General features: G+C 29.5%; 14 protein-coding genes, 1 tRNA gene and 1 pseudogene. 12 read left to right on the plus strand and 4 right to left on the minus strand.

Translation table 11 applies throughout. The features are described from left to right. Positions 1-116 precede the first annotated feature (116 nt). Together CAMP5053_RS06445 and CAMP5053_RS06450 are read right to left on the minus strand one after the other, a co-directional pair. Positions 117-632: an Arm DNA-binding domain-containing protein gene (locus CAMP5053_RS06445; RefSeq protein ID WP_337217509.1), complete on the minus strand. Its 516-nt coding sequence runs from the start codon at positions 630-632 to the stop codon at positions 117-119. Between the two features lie 192 nt (positions 633-824). Further along, positions 825-911 (minus strand) — tRNA-Leu (locus CAMP5053_RS06450). 158 nt (positions 912-1,069) lie between these two features. On the opposite strand from CAMP5053_RS06450, the gene flgL reads away from it, so the two are divergent. Together flgL and CAMP5053_RS08660 are read left to right on the plus strand one after the other, a co-directional pair. Next, a complete protein-coding gene (gene flgL, locus CAMP5053_RS06455) occupies positions 1,070-3,304 on the plus strand; it encodes a flagellar hook-associated protein FlgL (RefSeq protein WP_337217510.1) in 2,235 nt (744 codons plus the stop codon). A 1,361-nt stretch (positions 3,305-4,665) separates the two neighbouring features. Further along, positions 4,666-6,186, plus strand: a pseudogene (locus CAMP5053_RS08660) (DNA translocase FtsK); the annotation flags it as partial. Here CAMP5053_RS08660 and mltG read toward each other — a convergent pair. Beyond that, entirely contained in the window at positions 6,187-7,140 is a 954-nt protein-coding gene (mltG, locus tag CAMP5053_RS06465; RefSeq protein ID WP_337217511.1) for an endolytic transglycosylase MltG, read from the minus strand. It lies immediately after the preceding pseudogene. Here mltG and CAMP5053_RS06470 point away from each other — a divergent pair. The 10 genes from CAMP5053_RS06470 (at position 7,127) to CAMP5053_RS06515 (ending at position 16,991) form a co-directional block, all read left to right on the plus strand. Continuing rightward, the gene (locus CAMP5053_RS06470; protein ID WP_337217512.1) at positions 7,127-9,628 is read left to right on the plus strand and encodes a YhdP family protein; all 2,502 of its coding nucleotides are present in this window, start codon (positions 7,127-7,129) and stop codon (positions 9,626-9,628) included. The two genes, mltG and CAMP5053_RS06470, sit on opposite strands and share 14 nt — an antisense overlap. A gap of 18 nt (positions 9,629-9,646) precedes the next feature. Beyond that, positions 9,647-10,543 (plus strand): malate dehydrogenase, encoded by an 897-nt coding sequence (locus CAMP5053_RS06475; protein WP_214100490.1) that lies wholly within the window; start codon positions 9,647-9,649, stop codon positions 10,541-10,543. Positions 10,544-10,718: 175 nt separating this feature from the next. Next, complete coding sequence (locus CAMP5053_RS06480) at positions 10,719-11,027, plus strand: 4Fe-4S binding protein (RefSeq protein ID WP_442863259.1); 309 nt, start codon at positions 10,719-10,721, stop codon at positions 11,025-11,027. 8 nt (positions 11,028-11,035) lie between these two features. Further along, on the plus strand, positions 11,036-12,160 hold the full coding sequence (locus CAMP5053_RS06485) for a 2-oxoglutarate synthase subunit alpha (protein WP_337217513.1): 1,125 nt from the start codon (positions 11,036-11,038) through the stop codon (positions 12,158-12,160). A gap of 1 nt (position 12,161) precedes the next feature. Continuing rightward, positions 12,162-13,007, plus strand: a complete 846-nt coding sequence (locus tag CAMP5053_RS06490) for a 2-oxoglutarate ferredoxin oxidoreductase subunit beta (RefSeq protein WP_087700040.1) — start codon at positions 12,162-12,164, stop codon at positions 13,005-13,007. Next, complete coding sequence (locus tag CAMP5053_RS06495) at positions 13,004-13,561, plus strand: 2-oxoacid:acceptor oxidoreductase family protein (protein WP_337217514.1); 558 nt, start codon at positions 13,004-13,006, stop codon at positions 13,559-13,561. Before CAMP5053_RS06490 ends, CAMP5053_RS06495 begins: the two co-directional genes overlap by 4 nt. Before the next feature lie 83 nt (positions 13,562-13,644). After that, positions 13,645-15,354: an acetolactate synthase large subunit gene (locus CAMP5053_RS06500; RefSeq protein ID WP_337217515.1), complete on the plus strand. Its 1,710-nt coding sequence runs from the start codon at positions 13,645-13,647 to the stop codon at positions 15,352-15,354. Continuing rightward, positions 15,351-15,818: an acetolactate synthase small subunit gene (gene ilvN / locus CAMP5053_RS06505; RefSeq protein WP_039628356.1), complete on the plus strand. Its 468-nt coding sequence runs from the start codon at positions 15,351-15,353 to the stop codon at positions 15,816-15,818. The genes CAMP5053_RS06500 and ilvN overlap by 4 nt, the downstream gene beginning before the upstream one ends. Continuing rightward, complete coding sequence (gene lpxD, locus CAMP5053_RS06510; protein ID WP_039628355.1) at positions 15,815-16,774, plus strand: UDP-3-O-(3-hydroxymyristoyl)glucosamine N-acyltransferase; 960 nt, start codon at positions 15,815-15,817, stop codon at positions 16,772-16,774. Before ilvN ends, lpxD begins: the two co-directional genes overlap by 4 nt. After that, positions 16,767-16,991: a hypothetical protein gene (locus CAMP5053_RS06515; RefSeq protein ID WP_087700046.1), complete on the plus strand. Its 225-nt coding sequence runs from the start codon at positions 16,767-16,769 to the stop codon at positions 16,989-16,991. The genes lpxD and CAMP5053_RS06515 overlap by 8 nt, the downstream gene beginning before the upstream one ends. A 1-nt stretch (position 16,992) precedes the next feature. Here CAMP5053_RS06515 and ccsA read toward each other — a convergent pair whose 3' ends face one another. Continuing rightward, positions 16,993-19,692 carry a cytochrome c biogenesis protein gene (gene ccsA / locus CAMP5053_RS06520; protein ID WP_337217516.1) on the minus strand — a complete coding sequence of 900 codons (2,700 nt, stop codon included), beginning with the start codon at positions 19,690-19,692 and terminating at the stop codon, positions 16,993-16,995. Between the last annotated feature and the right edge of the window lies 1 nt (position 19,693).

Below are 19,693 nucleotides of genomic sequence, written 5' to 3' on the forward strand. Positions count from 1 at the left end.
GGTTGAAGTAGGTAAATGATAGATTTAGCAGGTGTGGTTTGTTGATGAAAATAAAAACTTTGTAATTGATTTGTGAAAAAATAGCAAGGTTTTAAAAGCAATACAAGAGAGATATTTTAAAGTTTGGGTAATGTAACTAGGTTTATCCATATCTTTGCTTTTTGAAGCGTAGCGCTTTTATGCTCTATGGTCTTTAAAATATTAACAATATCTACTCTTTTTATATCATTAATATTTTTATATTCTAAAGATTTAAAAATACCTTCTTTGTAGCTTAGTCCTCTTTGGATTGTTTTCGCTGCTAAATTACTCTTTCTTGCATTTTCTAATACTTCATCATATAATACGCCAAATTTCAATCTTTTTGCATTGCTTATGTTTTGACCCTTGGCTTTTAGTTTGTGTGAATTTATAGCTATTTCTCTAAGCTCTGCTAGGGAAAGCAAGGGATATTCTCCAAGTGTTATATAAGTATCATTAGCTTGTCTTGTTTTAAATAGTTTTCTACCACTAGGATAAACAAAAACATATAATCCTTTTATACTGGGATCGCTAAATTTTATAAATTTTTTACCATTATCGCATTTTACGCTTTTTAAGAAACTATCTGTAAGTTTATTAATTTTTGCCATTTTTATTCTTTGTATTATTGTAAAAAGTAACCCATTTAGTAGCCCACTTTTTTAAAAGTAACCCACTTTTTTTGCAATATTTTAACACAAAAAATAACAAAATAGAATAAAAAAGAATGTTTATATAATCCCTTAAATATAGGATTTTAAAGATAATTTATTGTAAAATAACATTTGGGAGTAAAAAACAAATGGTGCCCGAGGTCGGACTCGAACCGACACAAGGTTGCCCTTACCAGATTTTGAGTCTGGCGCGTCTACCAGTTTCACCACTCGGGCTTTTTAAGATTTTAAATTAAAAATATAGAATGTGAAATTATACTAAAAAAAAATTAAAACAATATAAAAATATTTATATAGAAAATTAAAATATCATTAAAATTTGGAACTTTTTTTGCTTGTAAATAATTAAAAAATTTTATTTGCGGAGCAAAATAATGAGAATTAGCAATCAGTATAATTACTACACTTCTATACAAAATTACACAGATGGTCAGTCTTTACTTAATAAATATAATTTGCAATTGCAAACAGGTCAGCTTATTCAGCACTCTTGGGAAAATGCAAATATTTATATTAATGGCTCACGATTAGAATATGAAATGGCAAATATAGGTCAGATTATTCAAGGAACGCAAGCAGCACAAGAAATGGCAAAAAATACAGATACAGCTTTAAAAAACATCACCGAGCTTTTGGAAAAATTTAAAACACTTTTGGTAAAAGCTTCTAGTGATGGAAATTCTCAAACTTCAAGAGAAGCTATTGCAAAAGAGCTTGAACTTATAAGAGATTCTATTGTAAATATTGCAAATACTAGTATTAACGGTCAATATTTATTTGCAGGATCTAATACAGCTACAAAACCTTTTGATAAATATGGAAATTATACTGGTAACAAAGATAATATTTTCGTAGTAAGTGGTGCTGGAACTCAAATTCCTTATAATATACCTGGTTGGGATTTATTTTTTAAACCTGATTCAAATATTAGTAAGATTATTTCCACAAATGTATCTATGATAGATGGGAGATATAATACAGGAACCTATCCTGAAACTGTGAATTATCTAGATGAAGAATCTAAATTTTCTTATCTTATAGGCCAAAATTATGTGAAAAATGGTGGACTTGACCCTGATAAAGATTTTGATTATGCAGATAGTAAACTACCTTTTCCAAGCTCATCAATGTATATTCAAGGTGTTAGACCTGATGGAACAAGCTTTAAGGCAACTATTAATATAGGACCTGAAGATAAAATAGGTGATGTTTTAGAAAATATTGGTAAATTGTATGGCAACACGGATGCAAACAAAGTTGTTGAAGTAACTATGAATGATAGTGGTCAAATAGAAATTAAAAATTTACAAGAGGGTAATAGCTCTTTAGATTTTCATGCAGTTGCTATGACACCGCAGCTTGAGGATGCAGATCAAATAAAAGCTTTAAGTGAAGCTGCTGCCGCTGAGGGCATTAGTATGGATGAAGTGACTAATCGTATTATGGAAGCTTCTCATAATGGAGATTTAAATAATGCTAAGAGTCCAGTTACTATTGAGATAAATGGCGAGCAATTTACTGTAGATATACATAAAACAGATTTTATTAAAAGTAATATTAATGGTAATAAAACCAATGGGGCTGATTTTGATGTGCCTTTTGAAAAAGATGGCAATACTGTTTTTGGTAATGTTTCTCAAGTGATTAAAGGTACTAGTGAATATGCTACTGATAGCACCAAATTAAGTGAAGTTTTAGCGAATGCTAACGGTGATATGAGAGGTCAGCAACTTCAAATGGAAATCACTTCTAAAAGTGGTCAAAAATACAATGTAACTATTGATTTAGAAAATTCAACGGTAAGTTATCCTGATCCAAATGATCCTACTCAAACTATAAGTTTCCCTATTACTCATTCTCAATATAACGAAGCAACTGGTACTTCAGTAGGTATGCAAACAAAACCTGAAGATATTACTTATGGTCAGTTAAATGATATTATAAGCATGTTTGCAAGTGATAATGTACCAACTACCACAATTAATGCAAATCCAAATGGAACGATCAATAATGGCGATTTTCAAACTATTCAACAAAATATAAATAATTCTAAAGATTTTGTAGAAGTTAGTATGGATTATAAGGGTCGTATAAGTATTACTGATAAATTTTCAACTAATACAAATATAGGTCTTACTTTAAAAGATTCAAATTCAAACAGTGGTTTTCCGCCAGCAGGAGAAGTAAGTAATGGTTCTGGATTTGTGTTTAGTGCAAATAATTCTTTAACAATCGATGATCCAAATATTGATTTGATTAAAGACTTAGACGAGATGATAGATGCTGTTTTAAATGGCAATATGAGAGCTGATTCAGAAGGAAGTGATCCTAGAAATACAGGTTTGCAAGGTGCCTTAGAAAGAATTGATCATTTACAAGATCATGTTAGAAAAATGCAAACAACTATAGGAGCTTACACTAATAATATAGAAGAGACAAATAAAAGAATGACTTTTTTAAATATCAATGTGGCTTCTATTAAAAGCGGTGTAACTGATGCTGATTATGGGCAAACTTATATGCAGTTTATGCAAACTATGGTATCTTATCAAGCTATGCTTTCTGCTACTTCTAAAATTTCTCAAATGAGTTTATTAAACTACTTATAATTTTTTGATATAATAGCTTTTTTCTTTATAAAGGATATATTATAAAAAAAGAAGCTATTTTTGTTATTTCTAGTATTTTTATTTTTTATTTTTGTTTAAGTGCTTTGATACCCGATCAAGCTTTAGTAAGTATTATAGGGTATTCTTTAGCAAAACTTAGTTATTTTTTATTTGGATCATTGACTAAATTTTACCCTTTTATCTTTTTTTGGTTTAATTATCTTTTATATAAAAATGATTATAACTTTGAACTTATTGAGCGTAGATTTAGCGTGGCCATTTTCGCTTGTATTTTTGCTTCGCTTATTTTTGCCTCAGCATTTTTACAAGATAAAGGTTATATAGCTTCTGCTATGTTTGTGATTTTAGATGGACTTTTTGGAAAAATAGGAAGTTTAATCTTAGTGATTTTGCTTTTAGCTTTTGCTTTTAGTATTTCTTTTCCACAAATTATCAAAGAAGTATTTAAAATAGAGCTTAATTTTGATTTTTATTTAAAACTTGAAACTTTGATTAAAAATAAAATTTTTGGATTTTTTGGTGGCGATAAATATGAAAATGAAACCAAAGAAGAACAAGAAAAGCTTAAGCAAGAACTTTTAATTAAAGATGAAAAAGAAGAACTTGTTAAAGAGGAAGAATTGCCAAAGCAAGAAATTAAAGAAAATAAAAAATTTAATCTTGAAGATTTAAAAAACCAAGAATTAGAAGATGTTGTAATTAGTGAAGAGGATAAAAAGTTAAGTTCAAGCTATATTCATGAGCTTTCAGAGCCTATTGTAAGTTTTGCTCAAAAAGCTAGTCAAATAAATATAAAGGAAGATGAAATGACCCCTGAAGAGTATTTATCAAAATATAAAAATAAAAGTGAAGATATATATACTCAAACCTTAAAAAGTAAAAATTTAGATGAACCAAGCTATAAAAGACGCAATATAGATTTAAATGAAAACAAAGAAGAAATGATAGAAGAAAATTCTTTGTTTGCTAAAGAGCTTAAAGAGCGTGAGCAAATGCTACAAAAAGCTAAATTACTAGAAGAGTATAAAGCTTTACAAAAAGAAAAAATTTTAGAAGAACTTAATGAGGATTTTAAAAAAATTGAAGAATTAAACGCTATAGAAGCACAAAAAGAAGCTGAGTTTAAAAAAATTCAAAATAAAACTAGCTTTTTAGGGGTAAAAGAATTTAAAGATGAGGATTTTATTCCACAAAATGAAGTAAAAGAACTCGATTTTAGTGAAGATGATTTTGCTAAACCTATTAGTATAGAAGAGTTAAGAAGTAAAAAAAACTATGAAAATCCTTTTGTGGTAGAAGAAGTGCAAAATGAAGTCAAAGATGAAAAATTTCCATTTGAGATTACCCAAGAGCCTATAATAGAAGTAATAGAAAATAAAACACACCATTCTATTGCTAATGAAGTGAGTGAAAATAAAGCTTTGTTAAAAGATCTTGACTTTGGAAATTTTGAAAAACCAAAAGATTTTTCTTTACCGCCTTTGGATTTTTTAACTATGCCAAAAGAAGGCAAAAGTGAGATCAATGAAGAAGAGATTGATAGAAAAATTTATGATTTATTGGAAAAATTAAGACGCTTTAAAATAGGCGGAGATGTAGTTAGAACTTACACAGGTCCTGTTGTAACTACTTTTGAATTTCGTCCAGCAGCAGATGTTAAAGTAAGTAAAATTTTATCATTACAAGATGATTTAGCTATGGCTTTAAAAGCTCAAACTATAAGAATTCAAGCTCCAATCCCAGGTAAAGATGTAGTGGGAATTGAAGTGCCAAATGAAAAAATCGATACGATTTACTTAAGAGAAATTTTAGAAAGCGAGGTATTTAAAAATTCTAGCTCACCTTTAACTATAGCTTTGGGTAAAGATATAGTAGGCGATCCTTTCATCACAGATCTTAAAAAACTTCCTCATCTTTTAATAGCAGGAACTACAGGAAGTGGTAAAAGTGTGGGAATTAACTCTATGCTTTTATCTTTGCTTTATAGAAATTCACCAAAAACCTTAAGACTTATGATGATAGATCCTAAAATGCTTGAATTTAGTATTTATAATGATATACCACATTTACTTACACCGGTAATTACCGATCCTAAAAAGGCGGTAAATGCTTTATCAAATATGGTAGCTGAAATGGAACGCAGGTATCGTTTGATGGCTGAAGCAAAAACTAAAAATATAGAAAATTACAATGAAAAAATCAAAGAGCAAGGTGGTGAAATCTTACCATTTATTGTAGTGATTATTGATGAGTTGGCTGATTTAATGATGACAGCAGGTAAGGATGTAGAGTTTTATATAGGTCGTTTAGCGCAAATGGCAAGAGCAAGTGGAATTCACTTAATCGTAGCTACGCAACGCCCTTCAGTGGATGTTGTTACTGGTGTTGTAAAAGCAAATTTACCAAGTAGAATTTCTTATAAAGTAGGGCAAAAGATAGATTCTAAGGTTATTTTAGATTCTATGGGTGCTGAAAGCTTACTAGGGCGTGGAGATTGTCTATTTACTCCTCCTGGTATGAGTGGTTTAGTGCGTTTGCACGCACCTTTTGCAAGTGAAAATGAAATTGAAAATATAGTAGAATTTTTAAAAGCTCAACAAGTAGTAGAATATGATGAGAGTTTTTTAAAAGATGATAGTCAAGATGGAGCTTATAAAAGAAGTGAATTTGATGATGGGGATTTAGATGAACTTTATGAAGAAGCAAAGGCTGTGATCTTAGAGGATAGAAAAACTAGTATTTCATATTTACAAAGACGCTTAAAAATAGGCTACAACCGCGCAGCAAATATCATAGAACAGCTTTCGCAAACAGGTGTTTTAAGTGAACCTGATGCAAAAGGGCAAAGAGAAATTTTATAATTAATTTCTTATTGCCTTATTATGATCTTTTAAAGTAGAGGTAAAAATATGCTTATTGGTTTTTTTATCTCTTACAAAATATAAATATTCTGTTTTAGCAGGAAAAATAGCTGCCTTAATAGCTTCAAATGAAACATTACACACAGCTTCTTTTGGTATGCCATTAAATTTATAAGTATTATAAGAACTATTATCTGATCTTATTCTTTGCGGGGTGATTTTTTCATGAGAGTATTTTCCATAATTTAATGTTCCATCCATTTGAAGCTTCATACCTTTTCTTAAGCGATTTTTAATCACAGATGAAACTATAGGCATTTCTTCATTACTCGCTGCTTCTTTTTGTATAATGGACGCTATAATGATATATTCATGCCATTTTTTTTCATTATATTCTCTAAAAATTTTATAAGAAAGTTTTTTAAATTCATTTGTAGAATAAGCCAAAAGATATTTTACTAAAAGCTCTTCTGTAATACCTTTTGGAATTTTATAAGTTTCAGGAAAAAGCATACCTTCTTTAAAAGGACTTTGTTTGTAAAATTCTTGCATTAAGGTTTTATCGTTTAAATTTAACTTTGGTGCTAATTCTTCAAAGAAAATTTCAGTCGTTTCTCCGGGAATTAAAGTAATGGTTTCAAGCGCTGCCTTAGCGACGGTAAGCTTATGTAAAAATTCAACTCTATTTAACTCTTTTGTACCTATATTTATCCAGCCAGATTGCGGATGGCCCAAAAAATATAATGTATATTTGTCAATACTGCTCATTTTATAGTTATTTTTATCTAATTGCGTTATAATCTTGCTAACAGAACCTTGTGGTATAAAAACTACAGAGTTTGTTTTTATGGGTAAAAGTAGATAGTAAAAAATGGATAAAAGAAAAATTAAAATCAAATCACAACATATTAAAAAAATTCTTAAATTTTTAGCATTACCTATGATACTTTTCATTGCTTTGTTTATTTACCTCAAAAATGGAATTTATATAGAAAAATTAGAATTTTCTTCTATTAATTTGGAGAAATTATATATTAAATTAGATAAAAAACTCATTTTAAATGCTAAAAAAGTCGTAGCAAATTCTCAAAGTCAAAACACTCAAAATGAAACTAGCGCAAGTAAAGCTGTGCAGCTTATTAAAGATGTAAAATATATTTATTGGTTTTTTCAAGAAATTAATATAGATGAAATGCTTGTTAATAACTATCCTGTGGAGTTAATTTATAAAAATAATCTATTTTTTGTAAATAGCAAAAATCTTTTGGTAAAAGTAAATTTAAAAATTAGTGATAAAAATATACAAGCTAATATTGATAATTTTCTTTTAAAAGATTATAATCTTAGCGTAATTGGTTCCTTGCTTATCAATCCTAAGACAAAATTTTATACTTTTAAAGGTAAAATTGATAGTGATTTTTTAAAAAGTGATGTTAAATTTTCACTCAAAAGAGAAGAGGTCGCTTATGAATTAGAAAATATCAGCTCAAATAATATTTCGCAAATTTTTGATATTTTAGTAGAAAATGGAGTGCATTTGCCTTCTAATCTTGCTCTTTGGGTGGGTGGTAAGGTAAAGGCTGATTTTTATTTTATAGAAAAATTAACCGGTTTTGCAGACTTTGGAAAACATAGATATTATTTGAATGATATTAGCGCCAAAGGTTATGTAAATAATTTAAAAGTAGTTTTAGATAAAGGCATAGATCCTATTGTAAGTCCTTTTGTAAGGCTTGAATTTGCTAAACAAAGACTTGATTTTATTTATGATGAATTGCGCTTTAATAGTTATGATTTAACTCAAAGTCAAATTTATATAGACAATATGTTAAATGAAAAAGCAGGAATTTATATACGTATTAAAAGTGATAATGCTAGAGCTGATTATAGGGTTAATAAAATTTTACTTTTATATGATATAAAATTACCATTTTTGCAAAATAATGGTGTTGTAAAGACTGATTTAGTATTAAAAATTCCTTTTGAGTATCCTGAGAAAATTACTTATAATGGTAGTTTTAATATTATTAACTCAAATATAAATATAAGTGATTTTAAGATAGTTCAAGCAAATGTTACATTGAAAAAAGATAAGCTAGGTATACAAAATGCAAGTGTGCAAAGTAGCATGATTAATGGTGATTTTAATGCAAGTGTTGATTTGAAGCAGAAAAAAGGTGATTTTAAAACCTTTATAACAAACTTAGAATTACCGCAAGAGAGCTTAAAAATGGAAAATAAATTTCTTGATTTAAGCCTTGATTTTGATAAAAATATTAGTTTATACAATAAAGAACTTACCACAACTTTAAATTTTGATCAAGGCATGTCTGTTTATGTTGAAAAGCTTGCAAAATACAAAATTTATTCTAAATTAATGCAAAAGAATAATGTGCATGATGGAGAATTGCTATTAAATACTTTGGATTTTAAAGATTTTGATGTAGATATAAACAATACTACTTTTGAATCATTTTTACTTTCTAAAGATAATAATCCTTATGAGTATGATAGTTTTAGTATAAAAATAAAAGGAGATGATTTTAATTTAACTAGTGTAAGTGGTAGTGTTTTTGCGCAAAAAGAGAATGATGATATTAATATTACTTTAAACAATGTTAATTTATTGATTTCACAAAAAGACACAGAAAATACTCTAGATACTCTTGAAAATATAACTTATAACATTGGTGGTAAAAATATAGATTTAATTTTAAATGATTTTAATAAAACTTTAGACTTTGATCATTTTAATGCTAAAATCAAAAAAAACTATATAAAAGCTTGGGCAAATAGGGATGAATCTAAATTTGATTTTTTACTCAAAGAAAATCAAATGCAAGTTAGAGCTTTAAAAATGGATGATGATTTTTTAAATACTTTTATGCATCAAAATATTTTTGAAAAAGGTGAATTTAATCTTTATATAGATGGCAATAGCACTGATTTTTTCAAAGGCAAGTTTTTATTTAAAAATACATATTTAAAAGATTTAAAATTTCATCAGCAACTTTTAAGTTTCATCGATACCATACCTAGTTTAATTTTGTTTAAAGCCCCAACTTTTAATGAAAAAGGTTTTAGTGTAGAAAATGCTGGTATAAGTTTTAACCGTAAAAAAGATCTTTTTGAGATAGATGCACTTAATTTTAATGGCGATAGTGCAGATATTTTAGGTCAAGCTAAAATCAATTTAAGAAGTAGTCAAGTTGATGGTTTATTAGAGCTTAGAACGCTAAAATCAGCCAGTTCAGTCATTTCAAAAGTTCCTATTATCAATCAAATCATACTAGGCAAGGATAGGCAAATTAGCACGCAAATTAAATTAAGCGGAACAGTGGAAAATCCTGAGTTTAAAACTCAACTTATTGCACAAAGCTTACAACTTCCTTATCATTTAATTAAAAATATTTTTGAATTACCAGCTAATTTAGTGAAATAAACACAAAAAGGAGTAAAAATGAAAATTACTATCATAGGTGCAGGAAATGTTGGTGTAAGTACTGCTTATGCTTTGATTTTAAGGGAGTTAGTTGATGAGCTTGTATTGATTGATATTAATAAAGACTTGCTTTTTGCTAGAGAATTAGAACTAAGTCAAAGCATAGTTGCTTTTAATTTTGATATTAAAATAACTTGCACAGATGATTATGCGCACTCAAAAAATTCTCAAGTGGTTATTTTTAGTGCGGGAGTAGCTAGAAAAGAAGGTCAAAGCAGAGATGAGCTTTTTGCTATTAATTCTAAAATAATGCTTGAGTGCGCAAAAAATATTAAAAAATTTAACAATGATCCTTTGTTTATCATAGTAAGTAATCCTGTAGATTTTTTACTCAATGCTCTTTATGAAAGTAAAATATTTTCATCAAAAAAAATCATTGCTATGGCGGGTGTTTTAGATAATGCTAGATTTAAATATGAAGTGAGTAAAAAACTAAACATAAAAACTTCTTGTATAGATACTAAACTTATAGGTTTTCACAATGATAGTATGGTTTTAGTAAAATCTCAAAGCAAAGTTCAAAACAAAGCCTTAAGTGAAGTCTTAAATAAGCAAGATATTATTCAAATAGAACAAGAGGTTAAAACAGGTGGTGCTAAAATTATAAAATATTTAAAAACTTCAGCCTATCTAGCTCCTGCTAGTTCTTGTGTGAGGATGATAGAGGCTTTAAGAAGTGGAGAATTTTTACCAATATGTGTGATTTTAGATGGAGAATATGGTATAAAAGAAAAAGCTTTTGGCGTTATGGCAAGGATTAGTCTTGATGGAGTGCTTGAAACTTTAGAGTTAAAATTAGACAATCAAGAACAAATTGCATTAGAAAATTCTCTCATTCAGTATAATTATAAATAATTTTTAGGAGTTTTTTACTCCTAATGTTACTTTGCGTTATATATACCTATTTGTTTTACTTTATATATTAAATAATATTATTTCATGCTATAAATTCGCTATAATAAAAAGTTTGTTTTAAAAATAATTTTTGATAAAAAATCATTAAAAATAATAAATTTTGAAAGGAATATTAATGATAACCCCAGAAAATACACCAGTTTGGGTTGATGAAGCAAGATGTAAAGCTTGTAATATTTGTGTTAGTTATTGCCCGGCTGGAGTTTTAGCAATGAGAGATGAAATCAGTGCAGTTTTAGGGCAGATGATAGAAGTGGTTCATCCTGATTCTTGTATAGGCTGTAGTGAATGTGAAAGTCATTGTCCTGATTTTGCAATTTTTGTTGCTAAAAGAGATGAATTTAAATTTGCAAAGCTTACACCTAAAGCTAAAGAAAGAGCACAAGCTATTAAAGAAAATAAATATAAAAAATTAAACGCATAGGAAAAACAATGAGAGAAGTGATATCAACAGGTAATGTTTTAGTAGCAAAAGCTGCGATTGATTGTGGCTGTAAATTTTTTGGTGGTTATCCAATTACCCCAAGTTCTGAAATAGCGCATGAACTAAGCCATATGCTACCAAAAAATGATGGTACTTTTATACAGATGGAGGATGAAATTTCAGGTATTAGCGTGGCTTTGGGTGCTTCTATGAGTGGAGTAAAATCCATGACAGCAAGTAGTGGGCCCGGAATTTCTTTAAAAGCTGAGCAAATTGGTTTGGGTTTTATAGCTGAAATTCCACTAGTAATTGTAAATGTTATGAGAGGTGGTCCTTCAACTGGCCTTCCAACAAGGGTTGCACAGGGTGATTTATTTCAAGCAAAAGCTCCAACACACGGAGATTATGCAAGTATAGCTTTAGCTCCTGCTTCATTAGAAGAAGCTTACACTGAAACTATTAGAGCTTTTAATCTAGCTGAAAAATATATGACTCCAGTATTTTTACTTTTAGATGAAACCATAGGACATATGAATGGTAAGGCAAAATTACCTGATTTAGAAGAATTAAAAATCATCAACCGCAAAAAATTCACAGGCGATAAAAAAGATTATAAACCTTATGCAGCAGGTGAAAATGAAACTGCTACGTTAAATCCTTTCTTTGAAGGTTATCGTTATCATATCACAGGACTTCATCATGGAGATATAGGTTTTCCAACTGAAGATGGAGCGATAGTAGATAAAAATATGAAAAGATTATTTGGTAAAATCAAAAATAATACCGATGAAATTTGTACTTATGAAGAGTTTATGTGTGATGATGCACAGTTTTTAATCATTGCTTATGGTAGTGTTGCAAGATCTGCTAAAGAAGCTATCTTAAGACTTAGAGAAGAGGGTTTAAAAGTAGGGCTTTTTAGACCTATTACCCTTTATCCGGTAGCTGAGAAAAAAATAGCTCAAGTGGTATCTAAATTTGAAAAAGTTATGGTAAGTGAGCTTAATATGGGGCAATATTTAGAAGAAATTCAAAGAGTAAGTAAAAGAGATGATTTTATTAGCTTACACCGTGCAAATGGTCGCCCTATAACCCCAAGTGAAATTATTGCTAAAGTAAAGGAGAATATTTAAAATGGCTTTTAATTACGATGAATATTTAAGAGTAGATAAACTTCCAACACAATGGTGCTGGGGTTGTGGGGATGGCGTTGTTTTAAAAGCTATTATTAGAGCTATTCAAAAACTTGGCTGGAATATGGATGATGTTTGCTTGGTTTCTGGTATAGGTTGTAGTGGTAGAATGAGTTCTTATGTAAATTGCAATACAGTGCATACTACCCATGGTAGAGCTATTGCTTATGCAACAGGGATTAAACTAGCAAACCCTAAAAAACATGTAATCGTAGTAAGCGGGGATGGCGATACTTTAGCAATTGGTGGAAATCATACCATCCATGGATGTAGAAGAAATATAGATTTAACTCATATTTTAATCAATAATTTTATTTATGGTCTTACAAATTCACAAACTTCACCAACTACCCCACAAGGATTTTACACTGTTACAGCTCAAGCGGGTAATATAGACCCAAATTTTGACGCTTGTGAACTTACTAAAGCTGCTGGGGCTTCTTTTGTAGCAAGAACAAATGTTATAGAGGCAAATAAGCTTGAAAATATCATTTTTAAAGCTTTATCTCACAAAGGTTATAGTTTTGTAGATGTATTTTCAAACTGCCATATTAATCTTGGTAGAAAAAACAAAATGGGTGAAGCTGTAAGCATGCTTGATTGGATTAAAAATCGTTGCGTTGAAAAGTCTAAATTTGAACAATTAGATTATGAGCAAAGAGCAGATAAATTCCCTACAGGAATTTTACACCAAGATGAAAGCAAGGCAGAATATTGCGAAGCTTATGAGGAAGTTAGAAGAGCTTTAAAAGAAAAAAGAATGGTTGATTTAGGAGCATTAAAATGAAATATCAATTAAGATTTTGCGGTGAAGGTGGACAAGGGGTTATCACTGCAGGTGAAATTTTAGCTAAAACTGCCATTAAAGAAGGACGCAATGCTTTTAAAGCTTCTACTTATACTTCTCAAGTTAGAGGTGGGCCAACTAAGGTTGATATTATCATTGATGAAAATGAAATCTTTTTTCCTTATGCAGTAGAAGGTGAAGTTAGTTTTATGCTTTCAACTGCTGATAAAGGTTATCATAGTTTCAAAGATGGTGTTTGTGATGGTGGTGTTATAGTTATAGAACCAAATTTAGTTCATCCAAGTAAAGAAGATTATGCTAGATGGAAAATTTTTGAAATTCCTATCATTACTATAGCTAAAGAAGAAGTAGGGAATGTAGCTACTCAATCAGTTGTTGCTCTAGCTATAGCTGCTTATATGAGCAAATGCATTGATATTGATGCATTAAAACAAACTATGCTTGATATGGTACCTGCAAAAACTAAAGAAGCAAATGCCAAAGCTTTTGATTTAGGTATAGAATACGCTAAAAAAACACAAGTAGTTTCTTGATTTTTCAAGAAACTCTTCTTATAAAATAATATTTATTAAATTATCGTTATAATATTTTCCATTTTAAGCAAAAAGGTAAAATAATGAAAGAGCTAAATGGCTCGCAAATGATTTGTGAAGCATTAAAAGAAGAAAATGTTAAAGTAGTTTTTGGTTACCCTGGTGGTGCGGCTTTAAATATTTATGATGAAATTTATAAGCAAACCCATTTTAAACACATTTTAGTAAGACACGAGCAAGCAGCCTTGCATAGTGCTGATGCTTATGCTAGAATGAGTGGTGAGGTTGGTGTGGCAGTAGTTACAAGTGGACCTGGTTTTACTAATACAGTTACAGGTTTAGCCACTGCTTATAGTGATTCTATACCTTTGGTTTTAATTTCAGCTCAAGTTGCAAATTCTTTAATAGGAACAGATGCTTTTCAAGAAATCGATGCTATAGGTATTTCAAGACCTTGTGTAAAGCATAATTATTTAGTAAAAAATATCGAAGAATTACCTAAAATTTTAAAAGAAGCTTTTTATATTGCAACAACAGGTAGAAAAGGGCCTGTGCATATTGATATACCTAAAGATGTTACTGCTGCTATAGGTAAATGGTATTATCCTAAAGAAATTTCTATGAAAACTTACAAACCAACCTATAAAGGAAATATCAAGCAAATTAAAAAATTAGTAAGTTTGATTAAAAATGCTCAAAAACCTTTATTTTACCTAGGTGGAGGTTGTATAGCTTCTAATGCTAGTGATGAATTAAGAGAATTGATTCATTTTTGTCAAATTCCTGCAGTTGAAACTTTGATGGCTTTAGGGACTTTAAGAAGTGATGATGAGCTTAATTTAAAAATGGCAGGTATGCATGGGAGTTATTGTGCAAATATTGCTTTAAGTGAGTGTGATTTGCTCATTGCTGTGGGTGCTAGATTTGATGATAGGATTACTGGTAAAACAAGTGAGTTTGCTAAGGGTGCAAAAATCGTTCATATTGATATAGATCCAAGTTCTATTTCTAAAATTATCGAAGCGCATTTTCCTATAGTTGGGGATATTAAAAGTGTTATTTTAGATACCTTAGAAGAATTAAAAAAAGAAAGTTTTGATAATACAAAATACCAAGAATGGTTTAAAACTTTACAAAGATATCAGCAATTATATCCTTTAATCTATAAAGACAGTGATGAAGTTTTAAAACCTCAATGGGTTATAGAAGAATGTGCTAGATTAGCTCCTGATGCAAGGATAATTACTGATGTAGGACAGCATCAAATGTGGGTAGCACAATTTTATCCTTTTAATTATGCTAGGCAACTTGCAACAAGCGGTGGACAAGGAACTATGGGGTATTCTTTACCGGCTGCACTTGGAGCTAAAATAGCTGTGGGTGAAGAAGTGGTAATAAATTTTGTAGGCGATGGTTCTTTTTTAATGAATATCCAAGAGCTAATGACAGCAAGTGCCTATGGAATCAAAGTGATTAATATCATTTTAAATAATTCTTTTTTAGGTATGGTAAGACAATGGCAAAGTATGTTTTATAAAGAAAGATTTTCTAATACAGATTTAACAAGTCAACCTGATTTTGTTACTATTGCTAAAGGTTTTCATTGTGATGGTTATAATGTCTTTAATAAAGAAGAATTTCAAAAAGCTTTTAAAGCAGCCTTAGAATCTAAAAAAACTTGTGTTTTAAATGTAGCTATAGATCGTTATGAAGATGTATTACCTATGGTGCCTGCAGGTGGGGCAATCTATAATATGATTTTACCTAGCTATAAAAACAAGGATAAAAAATGAAAAGAAGAGTAATTTCTGTCATTGTATTAAATGAGCATGGGGTATTATCACGCGTTGTTGGGCTTTTTTCAGGACGTGGTTATAATATAGAATCTCTTACAGTTGCACCACTTGATGATAAAGAATTCTCAAGGATCAATATCGTTACTCTAGGCGATGAAAAAGTTTTTGAGCAAATTATTAAACAACTACATAAACTCATACCTACTTATAAGGTGATTGATTCTAGTGATTTTATAGAAAAAGAAACAGCTTTGGTAAAGATTGCTTTAAATGAAAATTTTGCGGGCTTAGATGCTATATTAAAAGCTTATAATGGCAGTGTAACTTATAGTGATGATGAGTTTATTATAGTAATGGCAAGTGATAATGCAAAAAATATCGATAACTTTTTAAAAACCATGAAAAAGTATAATCCTATTAGTGTAGTTAGAAGTGGTTCTATTTTAATGGAGGTAAAATGAAAATTAGTGAAATTGCTAAATTTTTAGGCATAGAATATTGTGGAGATGATATAGAAATTACAGCTTTAAATTCATTAAATAATGCAAGTTTTACTGAACTTAGTTATTGTGATGGAGAAAAAAACTCTAAAAAAATTGCAAGTAGTGGAGCTGGGGCTATATTAGTCTCAAAAGAATTTGAAAATTTAGTTTCGAAAGATTGCATTAAGCTAGTCGTTGATAATCCACATTTATCTTTTGCGCTTTTAAGTAAACTTTTTGCCAAACCTTTAATCTCTAGTGAAAAGAAAAATTCTAAAATTGCTAAAAGTGCCAAGATTATGCCAAATGTTTATATAGGCGAAAATGTCCAAATAGCTGATCATGTGGTGATAATGGCAGGTGCTTATATAGGTGATAATGTAAGTATAGGTGAATATACTATAATCCATCCAAATGTTGTGATTTATAATGATACTAAAATAGGTAAAAAATGTCATTTACTGGCAAATTGTGTTATAGGTAGTGATGGTTTTGGTTATGCGCATACAAAAAATGGCGAGCATTATAAGATTTATCATAATGGGAATGTTATTTTAGAAGATTTTGTGGAAGTTGGAGCTTGCACGACTATCGATAGAGCGGTTTTTGAAAGCACTATCATAAAGCAAGGCACAAAGATTGATAATCTTGTTCAAGTAGGGCATAATTGTGAAGTAGGGGAGAATTGTCTTATAGTGGCTCAAAGTGGAATTTCAGGCTCAAGTATTTTAGGTAAAAATGTTACTATGGGTGGACAAAGTGCTACAAGCGGGCATTTAGAAATAGGAGATTTTGCTACCATAGCCGCAAGAGGTGGGGTCACTAAAAATTTAGAAGGTGCTAGGGTTTATGGTGGTTTTCCTATTATGCTTCAAAAAGATTGGTTGAAATTTCAAGCAAAAATTATCACAGCTTTTAGGGATAAACATGAGTAAAAAAATATTTAAAACTATAGAATTACATGGCAGTAAAAGCGGAGAAATAAGTCTTTGTAATCTTTCTAATCCTTATGGTATAGGAAGTAATGATGTCTTAAGTATAGGTGTGGCTTTAAAAAAAGAAAATGGAATAGATTGGAAAATTCATGTTCCTTATGAAAATTTAAAAGATCTTATTCTAGCACTTCAAGAAATAGAAAAAAGTAAAGCCTAGTTTAAAAACTAGGCGTATTTAAATCCCGTTTTCTTCCTGCACTTATAATTAAAACAAAATTAAGTACAATCAAAATATACACAAAAGTCGGTATAGGAAAAGCATCACCATTTGCATAAGAATGAAGTCCAGAAAGGTAAAAATTTACTCCAAAATAAGTCATTAATATACTATAAAAGGCTAAAACACTAGCACTTGCAAAAACAAAAATAAAATAAGTTTTAAAAATAAATCTTAAGTGCAATACCATAGTATAAACTACAATGGAAATCAAAGCCCAAGTTTCTTTTGGATCCCAACCCCAATATCTTCCCCAGCTTTCATTAGCCCAAACTCCGCCTAAAAAATTTCCTATTGTGAGCATTGCAAGTCCTATTATCATAGACATTTCATTAACACAGTGTAGTTTGGTGATGTTTAAATCTATATTTTTATTTTTACCCCTTAAAGCAAAAAGAATTAAACTTAAAATCCCTATAATAAAACAAAGTGCTAAAAATCCATAGCTTGCTGTTATAATTGAAACATGAATATTAAGCCAATATGATTTTAAAACAGGTACTAAATTCCCAATTTGAGGATCCATAAAGCCAAGATGAGCTACAAAAAGCGAAATGCCTGCTAAAAAACTCGCACCACATAAAGCCAAGAGTGATTTTCTAAAAAATATCACAGCACTTATCGCACAAGCAAAAGCTATGTAAATCATGCTTTCATAAGCATTGCTCCAAGGAGCATGCCCACCTACATACCAACGAATGATTAAAGCTAGTGCATGTATGATTACACATATGCTTAAAATGATGTAAAAAAATCTATATACAAAGGCAGATAAAGCAATATTTTTTAATATAGTATAAAAACTTAAAAAGAAAAACACTAACGCAAAGCTAATATAAACAAAAGTTAGATTATCAAAGATATTATAATGATTAAGTAGTATTTCAAGATTTAATCTTTCTTTTGGCGGTAAAACACTGCTTCCATAGTGATTTTGAAAATCTTTTAAAGATTGTAAAATTTCATTTGCATCTTGCCATTGATTATTTTCAATACCATTGCGAACTTGTAAAAAATAGCTAACTAAAAGCATTTGCAAACGCTCAACATCTTCTTTTGCAAAGGGTAAAATTTGCACTGGTGAGTACCATTTTAAACTTTGCTCATTAATATCAGGAAAAATAGTCAAAACTTGACCGCTATAAATATAATATGCATGATTTATTTTTTCATCTAAGGCTAGCAAATCTTTATCAAAGCTAGTTCTTAATGAAGGCTTTTTGCGGTTAGCTTCTTCAATATAATTGCTAAGCTTATATACTCCATTATCAAACACATCATCAAATGCTATGTATTTTTCATTTATATCTGCGCCTATTAATTCTCTTAGCTTGCTTGTTTTGGTAGCTATCATTTTGATTTTTCTAAATTCTTTAGGATAAATCATCATTGCTAGAAAAATTTGATCATAGTGAAGATTTAAAAATTTTTCTTTTTGAGTGATTTTATAAACAAATTCCATTGCTAAAGTATCTAAAGGTTTGATTCTACCATTATGATCTTGCACAAGTAATTTTGCAAAATTTAAAGAATGCTCATAGGAATTCTTTTGTAAATTTGAGAGTAAATTTAAAATTTCATTTTTATTTTCTTGTGCAAAAAGCGGAGTTTGTAAATTTGCAAAAAGCAAAATAAGCAATATAAAACTTTGGCCTTTTTTTAAATAAACACTTAAACGATGAAATCTTGAGTTTTTATCAAATAAAACCCATAAAAATCCTAAAATCAATAAAGTATAACCTATATAAGTAGGGATTTTACCAGGATCTTTATTAACTGAAAGTATAGTGCCTTGCTCATCTTGATCATAAGAGCTTTGAAAAAATCTATATCCACCATAATCAAGAACATTATTCATAAAAATATCATAATCTAAGTTAATATTATTTTGCTCATCTATGATTTGAATTTTTGAAGTGTAAGAAGATGGACTTATAGAGCCTAAATAACGCTCTAGTATAAAATCTTTTAAGTGTAATGCAAAAGGAAGCTTAATTTCTCTTGGTCCCCAATTGATAGTAAAATCTTTTCCTTGTAAGTTAAAATGCACTGCTTGTTTGTTTGTAAAATTTGGATTTAAGATTATTTGTGTATTTGCTTTTTGATAAGTAATATTTAATTTTAAGCTAGCAGGTGTGATAGAATCTTTTTGTGGAGTATATTTGATAGAGCTTATGATTAATTTTTCGCCATTTAGGTCTATAGTTTTTTCAAAATGCTTTTGAGTTAGCGGGGTAAAGCTAATAGGAAATTCAAAACTAGCATTAGTATCAAAATCAGTAATTTTTATAAATTCTTCTCTAGTAACTATGGTGCTAGAGCTTTGATTTTCTCTTATATGCATTCCACCTTCTAAGCCAAAATATCTAGTAAGTCCAGCACCGATTAAAATCACTATAAAAGATAAATGTAAAAGTAAGATAGAGTATTTTTTCTTTTGAAAAAGCTTGTTATAAAATATCACTCCGATTAAATTTAAACCTAGTAATAAATGCAACATATCAAACCAAGCATTATTATAAATCAAAGCTTTAGCTGTGCTAATACCAAAATCATTTTCTATGAAAGTTGCTACAGCGCAAGCTATAGCATATATGCTCATTAGTAAAAAACTCATTGCAAAAGAAAAAAAATACTGCATT

The organism is Campylobacter sp. S4:11 (assembly GCF_024723695.1).
Lineage (GTDB): Bacteria > Campylobacterota > Campylobacteria > Campylobacterales > Campylobacteraceae > Campylobacter_D > Campylobacter_D jejuni_C.